The organism is uncultured Subdoligranulum sp. (assembly GCF_937890665.1).
The window spans coordinates 1-6,585 of sequence record NZ_CALADU010000058.1 but is presented as its reverse complement, the minus strand read 5'-3'; the positions used below and the strand labels follow the sequence as shown (position 1 = coordinate 6,585).

General features: G+C 55.9%; 5 protein-coding genes and 1 pseudogene. 4 read left to right on the top strand and 2 right to left on the bottom strand.

Annotation, left to right across the window (positions count from 1 at the left end):
* A partial coding sequence (locus Q0526_RS03285) for an acetate/propionate family kinase (protein WP_298730816.1) occupies window positions 1–664 on the bottom strand: 664 nt, incomplete at its 3' end.
* Window positions 665–800: 136 nt separating this feature from the next.
* Between Q0526_RS03285 and Q0526_RS03275 the strand changes: the two are divergent.
* The 4 genes and pseudogenes from Q0526_RS03275 to Q0526_RS03260 all read left to right on the top strand — a co-directional run bounded on the left by Q0526_RS03275 (window position 801) and on the right by Q0526_RS03260 (window position 5,166).
* Window positions 801–1,957: pseudogene (locus Q0526_RS03275) on the top strand (nucleotidyltransferase family protein).
* A 63-nt stretch (window positions 1,958–2,020) separates the two neighbouring features.
* Window positions 2,021–3,316: an NAD(P)-dependent oxidoreductase gene (locus Q0526_RS03270; RefSeq protein WP_298730817.1), complete on the top strand. Its 1,296-nt coding sequence runs from the start codon at window positions 2,021–2,023 to the stop codon at window positions 3,314–3,316.
* A gap of 53 nt (window positions 3,317–3,369) precedes the next feature.
* Window positions 3,370–4,275, top strand: coding sequence for a 1-phosphofructokinase (gene pfkB, locus Q0526_RS03265; protein ID WP_298730811.1), 906 nt, complete (start codon window positions 3,370–3,372; stop codon window positions 4,273–4,275).
* 84 nt (window positions 4,276–4,359) lie between these two features.
* Window positions 4,360–5,166, top strand: a complete 807-nt coding sequence (locus tag Q0526_RS03260) for a tyrosine-protein phosphatase (protein ID WP_298730809.1) — start codon at window positions 4,360–4,362, stop codon at window positions 5,164–5,166.
* 60 nt (window positions 5,167–5,226) lie between these two features.
* Here Q0526_RS03260 and Q0526_RS03255 read toward each other — a convergent pair whose 3' ends face one another.
* A complete protein-coding gene (locus tag Q0526_RS03255) occupies window positions 5,227–6,303 on the bottom strand; it encodes an ATP-dependent 6-phosphofructokinase (RefSeq protein ID WP_298730807.1) in 1,077 nt (358 codons plus the stop codon).
* Window positions 6,304–6,585: the final 282 nt, after the last annotated feature.

Genomic DNA, 6,585 nt, shown 5'->3' with positions numbered 1-6,585 from the left:
GGCCCTGATCCACGGCAGCGATGGAAGAACCGTTGCCCAGATGGCAGGTGATGAGCTTCAGGCGCTCAATGGGCTCCTCCAAAAATTCGGCAGCACGATGGCTGACGTACTTGTGGCTGGTACCATGGAAGCCATAGCGGCGCACACCGTACTTTTCGTAGTACTCGTAGGGGATGGCATACATGTAGGCCTTGGGAGGCATGGTGGAATGGAATGCCGTGTCGAAGACTGCGATGTTGGGCTTGTCTTCGCCAAACACTTTGTAGGAGGCCTCAATACCCAGAATTGCGGCGGGGTTGTGCAGCGGAGCAAGGGGAGAAAGATCGCGGATCGCCGTAATGACCTCGGGGGTGATCAGGCAGCTCTTCTTGAACTTCTCGCCGCCGTGTACCACACGGTGACCGATGGCATCAATTTCGCTCACGTGCTCAATGACCTTGCCCTCGCCGGTAGTCATCTTTTTGACCACTTCACCGAACGCTTCGGTGTGGGTGGGGAAGATGGCAGGCGTAGTGGCCTTGTGGCCATTGGCCTCGTGGGTGATCATGCTGCTCTCCATGCCAATGCGCTCGCACAGGCCTTTGCAAAGTACCTTCTCGCCGTCCATGTCGATGAGCTGGTACTTCAGGCTCGAAGAACCGCAGTTGATAACCAGAATTTTCATGGGGTTTCCTCCTTCAATACTCTATGGGCATAAATCGCCCTTTTCTAAATGCTAAAATTATTATATAATGGGGTCACTGAATTTTCAAGAACAATAAACGCAAGATAGAACAATTTTTGCATAGTAGGAGCCTTCCATGGATTTTGTAGGCATCATCACCGAGTATGACCCTTTTCATAACGGCCATGCGGCCCAACTGACGGCGGTGCGGCAGGCGGGAGCCCAGTGCATCGCCGTCTGCATGAGCGCGGGGGCGGTACAGCGGGGCGGCGTTCCAATTCTGCCGGAGACAGTGCGCGTACAGGCTGCTTTGGCGGCAGGGGCAGATCTGGTGGTGGCTCTGCCGGCACCTTATGCTTGTACAACGGCAGAGCAGTTCGCGGCAGCCGGTGTGTCGATTTTGGCTGCGATACGCTGGCTTTTGGAGCGGAAACACCTGATGCGGTCCGTTTGCTGGAGGCTGCACAACTGCTGCAGGGAACAAAAATTCAGGCGTTGATCCGTGAAAAACTGGCGGATGGAGTGACCTATGCAGTGGCGCGTGCGCAAGCGGCCGCCCAACTGGCTCCTGAAACGGAAGAACTTTTGCGCAGTCCAAACAACATTCTGGGGGTTGAATATTGCAAGGCTATTTTGCGGCAAAAGGCGGATTTACAGCCTTTCCCGCTGCCGCGGTGGGGAGCGGCACATGGCGGCGAGGCGGGGATGCACAACGGAATCCCTATGGCCAGTGCCAGTGATCTGCGCAGCCGTCCGTTGGCAGAATGGCGGCCTTTTGTGCCGCAGGCTGCGATGGAGCTGTACCAGTGCGCCGCGCAGCAAGGGCAGCTTCTGGATCCCGCTAAACTAGAAACAGCGCTTTTGACACTGCTGCGCGCCATGCCAGAAGAAAAATTCGCGCAGATTCGTGGAATCAGCGAGGGGCTGGAACACCGCTTGGCGGCAGCGGTACGAGGGGCACAAGGGTTGGAGGACCTGTATACCCGGCTGAAAACCAAACGCTATCCCCATGCCAGACTGCGCCGCCTTGTACTGGATGCAGCGCTGGGAATGCCCTCGACCTTGCCGGACCCGCCCTTTTTGCTGGTACTGGGGGCTAAAAAAGAGGCGCTGCCGCGTCTAAAATCGGCCAGTCTCCCGGCGGGGACTTCTTTGGCGGACTTGATGCGCAGCGGTCCATCGGCACAAAAAGTCGGTGAGTTGCACAGCCGTGCTGTGGATTTTTCGTCACTTTGTAGAGAAAAAATTTCTCCCATGGGTCTTGCCCTTACGACCAAACTGGTGGTACTATAATATGGAGAAAAAATGCGTAAAAAAGCAACTTTGTTGCATTTTTAACGCGCAAAATCGGTACGAATAAAGGAGAAGTATATGGCACTGCATGTAATGGACGAAGCAAATCATTGTTTGGGCTGTAAAAATCCGCGCTGCCAGCAGGGATGTCCTATCCATACCAACATCCCGGAAGTTATCCGATTGCTGAAAGAAAACAAGCTCAACGAAGCGGGCAAGATGTTGTTTGAGAACAATCCGCTGACGACAGTTTGTTCTTTGGTCTGCAATCATGAGAATCAGTGCGAAGGCCATTGCGTGCAGGGAATCAAGGGGGCGCCGGTCCACTTTTCGGTCATTGAGAACTATATTTCTTCTACCTATGCCAGCCAAATGACCCATGGTCCGGCTACGCCCAACGGCAAAAAAGCGGCGATCGTGGGTTCCGGCCCGGCAGGCCTGACCATTGCGGTTATCTTGGCCCGGTACGGCTACGATGTGACCATTTTTGAAAGCCACGACAAGATCGGCGGTGTGCTGCGCTACGGTATCCCGGAATTTCGTCTGCCCAAATCGGTGCTGGACGATTTTGAATACCGTCACCTGCGCTTGAAAGACATCAAGGTGCGCCCCAATACCGACGTAGGCAAGGCTCTGCGCGTGGAAGACCTCTTCCGGGATGGATACAAGGCGGTCTTTATTGGAACGGGCGTGTGGCGCCCCAACGCGCTGCATATTAAGGGCGAAAGTCTGGGTCATGTACATTTTGCCATCAATTACCTGCAAAACCCGGATGTCTATCATCTGGGTAATCGCCTGATCGTCATTGGCGCCGGCAATGCGGCAATGGATGTTTGCCGTACAGCATTGCGCAATGGGACTCGGCATGTGGAGTGCTTCTCGCTGTCCCAAAAGATTGCCGCCAGTGACTACGAATCCAGCTACGCCAAGCTGGAGGGCGTGAAATTCCATTACAATAAAAAGCCTAAGGAAATTACCGAGCGCGGCGTAGTGTTCTGCGATTTGCTGGAGGCGGAAGACGGTACGCTGACGGAAATTCCGGGCAGTGAAAAGCTCTATCCCGCGGACAGCGTCATCGTTTCCATCAGTCAGGGACCATGTACGACCATCACCGAGGATGAGAAGGAGCTCAAGACCAACGAGCGGGGTCTGTTTGTTACCGACGAAGTGGGCCGCACCAATGTGCCCGGCATCTTCGCCAGCGGCGACGCCGTAAAGGGCGCCCGGACGGTCGTGGAGGCAGTGGCGTATAGCAAGAAGGTGGCTGAAGCCATGCATGAATACATGCAGACTCTGCCGGCGGATGGGCCCGACGAGTATGCCGACGTTCCGGTGGAAACCTACGATGACGGAAACTGACCCGCTTGGTTTGTTGTGAGCGGAACCTGTTGCTTTACAAAGGAAACAGACCTATGATTTATACCGTTACTTTAAATCCGGCTATTGACTATGTGGTACGGCTGGCGACACCAATGCAAGCAGGTGCGGTTAACCGCGCTGCGGGTGAGGATTATGTTTTGGGCGGTAAGGGCATCAACGTTTCCGGCGTACTTGCTGAACTGGGCTGCCCCAGTGTGGCACTGGGGTTTGTAGCAGGCCAAACCGGTGTATGGCTGGAAGCGGGGCTTCGCGCGCAAGGGCTACAGACCGACTTTGTTCATCTGGCCCAAGGCATGACGCGGATCAACGTTAAGGTCAAAGATGGGCAAGAAACGGAACTCAACGGGATAGGACCGGTGATTCCAGACGAGGCGATGCAGGCGCTGCAGCAAAAATTGGCGGCGCTGCAGTCGCAGGACGTGCTGGTGCTGGCGGGCAGTGTGCCGGCCAGCTTGCCCGGCAATACTTACGAGGTCCTTTTGTCCGGTCTGCGGAATAAGCAGGTGCGAACAGTGGTGGATGCTTCAGGGGCTTTGCTCGCAAAGGTGTTGCCCCTTACTCCGTTTTTGATAAAACCCAATCGGGAGGAACTGGCCGAACTGGTGGGGCGCGTATTGCCTGATGAAGAGGCGGTGGCACAGGCTGCGCGGGAATTGCAGCAGCAGGGAGCCCGGAACGTACTGGTCAGTATGGCAGGGGATGGTGCGCTGCTGTTGGATGAAACAGGAGCGCTGCACCGGAGCGCTGCCCCCCAAGGCAAGGTGGTCAATAGCGTGGGTGCAGGCGACAGCATGCTGGCGGGCTTTGTGGCAGGGTTTCTGCAGACGGACTCTTACCAAGAAGCGCTGCGGCTGGGCACAGCTTGCGGCAGCGCAACCGCATTCAGCTTGGGGCTGGCACGCAAGGCTCAAATTGATGCGCTGTTGGCACAGCTATGATGAGAACCCCGGCGGGGCTTGTCCCCGTCGGGGTTCTGTGTTATGATGAAGCCAAACAAAGGAAGAGGGAGAGAGGGAGGCAGTATGCAGAATCGATACCCGGCACCGGGGGCGGAGATCCCGCTGCAAGGCGCTGTGAATTTTCGGGAGTTGGGGGGATACCCCACGGCAGATGGCCGCCATGTTCGCTATGGGCTGCTGTATCGCGGCGGCAACTTGGACACCTTGCAAAGTGCGCAGGACCAAGCGGTGGTGCAAAGCTGGCAGTTACAGACCATTTTGGACTTGCGCAGCGAAGGGGAATGTGCCCAGCACCCTGACCCGGCCATCTCTGGAGTGGAGTATCAGCGGGTATGCGCGATGCGAATGACCGATGGTTCCGAGATGGATTTCTCTTCCTCAGGGATCGAACGGTTGGCGGCCGAGAAAGCAGCCTTTGAAAAAAAGGCGGGGCATCCGGTACACGATTTTTATTGGTTCAGTGCTCTGTACCGGCAGATGCCGTTTGGCAATCCGGCGTATCAGCGGCTGTTTGCTCTGCTGGAACAACGCAAGGTGCCGATTCTGTTCCATTGCAGCTGTGGGAAGGACCGTCCCGGTATCGCTGCGATGCTGATTCTGTTGGCACTGGGAGCCAGTAAGCAGACAGCACTGGCTGATTATATGCTGACCAATACCTACCGGCGTGCCATTATAGAAGCCTCGCTGCAGGGCAAGTCTCCGCAGGAACGGGAGCTGCTGCTTTCAGTGGAGGGGGTCAACGAGCAGATGGGAGCCGGTGCCATCGAGGAAATTCTGGAACGGTACGATAGCTATGAAGCCTACTTTGCGGCAGAGTACGGTTTGAATGCCCACCGCCTGCAAGCCCTTCGAGATTTCTATTTGGAATAAACAACAACCGCGCTGCCCATGGCAGCGCGGTTGCCTTTCGTATTCTTGTTCAGGGGAAAATCAGCCCAAGCTGATGCCCATAGCCCGGGCTACGTTGAGCATTTCGCAGTCACCGGGAACACCACGAGTCTTGCCGGCAATATCGGCGAGAGGGTTGGCGGTTACATGGCTGTTGACCATGGCTACCGTAACGCCGTAATGCTCGTCCGCTACCAGACTGGCGGCATACGAACCGAACTGGGTGGCCAGTACGCGGTCGTATGCGCTGGGGCTGCCGCCGCGCTGCATGTGGCCCGGTACACAGATACGGGTCTCGGCGCCGGTCAGTTCTTCGATCTGATGGGCGATCCGGGCAGTCGCAGTGGTATAACCGGCCTGCGCACGCTGGGCGGTCCATTCTTTCCGTTTCATCTTAGCTTCTTCTACCGAGAAAGCACCTTCGGCCACGGCCAAAATCGAGAAGTTCTTGCCGGCTTTGGCACGGCTTTCCACCGCAGCAGCGACCTTCTTGATGTCATAGGGCATTTCGGGAATCAGGATGATGTCGGCGCCGCCGGCAATACCGGAATACAGCGTCAGCCAACCGGCCTTGTTGCCCATGATCTCGATACACATCACGCGGCTGTGGCTGCCGGCCGTGGTATGGATACGGTCGATGACCTCTGTGGCAATATCCACGGCTGTGTGGAAACCGAAGGTTACATCGGTACCATAGATATCGTTGTCGATGGTTTTGGGCAGGCCAATGACGTTCAAGCCTTCTTGGCTGAGCAGGTTGGCGGTTTTGTGGGTGCCGTTGCCGCCCAAACAAAGCAGGCAATCCAATTTGGCGGCGCGGTAGTTTTTCTTCATGGCCGCGACTTTGTCGACCTTGTCATCTTCTACGACACGCATCTTTTTAAAGGGCGTGCGTTTGGTGCCAAGGATGGTGCCGCCCACGGTCAAAATGCCGGAAAACTCGTACGGAGCCATCTCGCGGTAATTGCCGTTGATTAAGCCGTCATAGCCGTTCAGAATACCGACCAGCTCCACCTTATCGCCCATACGATTGTAAAGCGCTTTAGCCACGCCACGGATGGTGGCGTTCAGGCCGGGGCAGTCGCCGCCGGATGTCAGGATGCCAACACGAATTGCCATATGATTACCTCCCATGTGCCGCGTCAAACGCGGTTTATGCATGACAAAATCATGCAATCTACTATAAATGTACGACAGTGAGGGCGGCTTGTCAACCCTCGGACAGAAAAACAAACGTTGCTGCGATGGTTGCAAAAAGATGAAAAAATCGCAAAAAAACTGTTGACAAACGCACGCACAGCGGCTATAATAGTTAAGCGTTGAGGGCAGACGCCCGACACGACATCCGATGGGGATTCGCATAATGGTAGTGCAGCGGACTCTGACTCCGCCCGTGGGAGT

Coding starts and splice junctions, on each gene's coding strand:
- pfkB (WP_298730811.1), top strand. CDS start 3,370: ATGATTTATACCGTTACTTTAAATCCGGCTATTGACTATGTGGTACGG.
- Q0526_RS03260 (WP_298730809.1), top strand. CDS start 4,360: ATGCAGAATCGATACCCGGCACCGGGGGCGGAGATCCCGCTGCAAGGC.
- Q0526_RS03255 (WP_298730807.1), bottom strand. CDS start 6,303: ATGGCAATTCGTGTTGGCATCCTGACATCCGGCGGCGACTGCCCCGGC.